The 1177-nt window shown below is 61.0% G+C and carries 1 protein-coding gene; it reads right to left on the bottom strand.

The annotated features are described in order from the left end of the window. Positions 1-19: 19 nt before the first annotated feature. Positions 20-967: an IS110 family RNA-guided transposase gene (locus tag C9427_RS33535; RefSeq protein WP_107653186.1), complete on the bottom strand. Its 948-nt coding sequence runs from the start codon at positions 965-967 to the stop codon at positions 20-22. Between the last annotated feature and the right edge of the window lie 210 nt (positions 968-1177).

Raw genomic sequence — 1177 nt, 5'->3', positions numbered from 1 at the left:
GCTAGAGTATCCGTCTTGGTCAAGGAATGTCTGGAGACCATTTCCGGTCGTCCCTGATGAGAGCGTTTGCGAGGACGACAAGCTTTCGCATGATTGCGGTTATGGCGACTTTTGCAGGTTTTCCGCCTGCTCGGAGGCTTTCGTATTTTGCCTTGAGAGGCTGATTGAATCGGGTGGCGACGAGGGCGGGCATGTAGAGTGCCTGCCTGAGCATTTGCCGGCCGCCCTGGATGAAGCTCTTGCCCTTCCACTGGCCGGACTGGCGGTCGACGGGGGCAAGGCCGGCCAAGCTTGCAGCTTGCTTGTTTTCGAGTGCACCCAGTTCGGGCATGTCAGCGACGATGGCGAAGGCACTCGCCTCTCCAAGCCCCGGAATGCTGGTGAGAATATCGAAGCGGCGTCTGAGACCGGGTTCGCTGGCGATATGGGTTCGGCATTCGGTGTCGATCGCTGTGATCTGGGCAGCGATTTGTTTCAACCGTTGCTCGGCCTGGCGCTTTAACAGCGGGATGGTCAAAGACTTCTGTCGGTTCAATGTGGCGGTGCGGTCCTTGATCAGCGCTCGTCGGGCGGCGACCAGTTCGCAAAGCGCATCAAGGGCATCGCTGCGGATCGGCCGGATCTGCGGCGCCATCAGCGCGCCGAAGTGGGCGAGCATGGCGGCATCGATCCGATCGGTCTTGGACAAGCGGCCGGCGGCCTTTGCGAAGGCACGCGTGCGCTGTGGGTTCATCTTGACCAGCGGCAGGCCCTTGGCACCCAACGTGCGCTCGAGCAACCGATGGTAGGCGCCCGTCGCCTCGTAGACGATGCGGGCAGGCGCAAGAGGCGCCAGCCAGCGGATCAGTTCGCGTAGACCGCTGGCGTCGTTGGCGTATTGCCGCTCCGTCCCTTCCGGTAGGAGATGGACGTCGAGGCGATCTTTCGAGATGTCGATTCCGAGTGTGCGTGGTATGATTGCGGTCATCTTTTCCGTGTCCCGTGCTTGTCATCCGGGTCTAGAAACCCGGCTATCCGTTCAGGCCTCATGGAAAAGAGAGGGGCGATCATACTCTAGCTCGGTCCATCACGACCGGCGATTCATCGATCCCACCCCTCCCGCCGCCTGCGGGTGGTAAAGGCCCGCAGGCGGCAACCCACTTTGGCCTCGAAACGACGGAAAGTCATAAGACAAGCA

This window comes from Mesorhizobium helmanticense, from assembly GCF_003034915.1.
Taxonomy (GTDB): Bacteria; Pseudomonadota; Alphaproteobacteria; order Rhizobiales; family Rhizobiaceae; genus Mesorhizobium; species Mesorhizobium helmanticense.
This window is presented reverse-complemented; position numbering and strand designations above follow the sequence as displayed.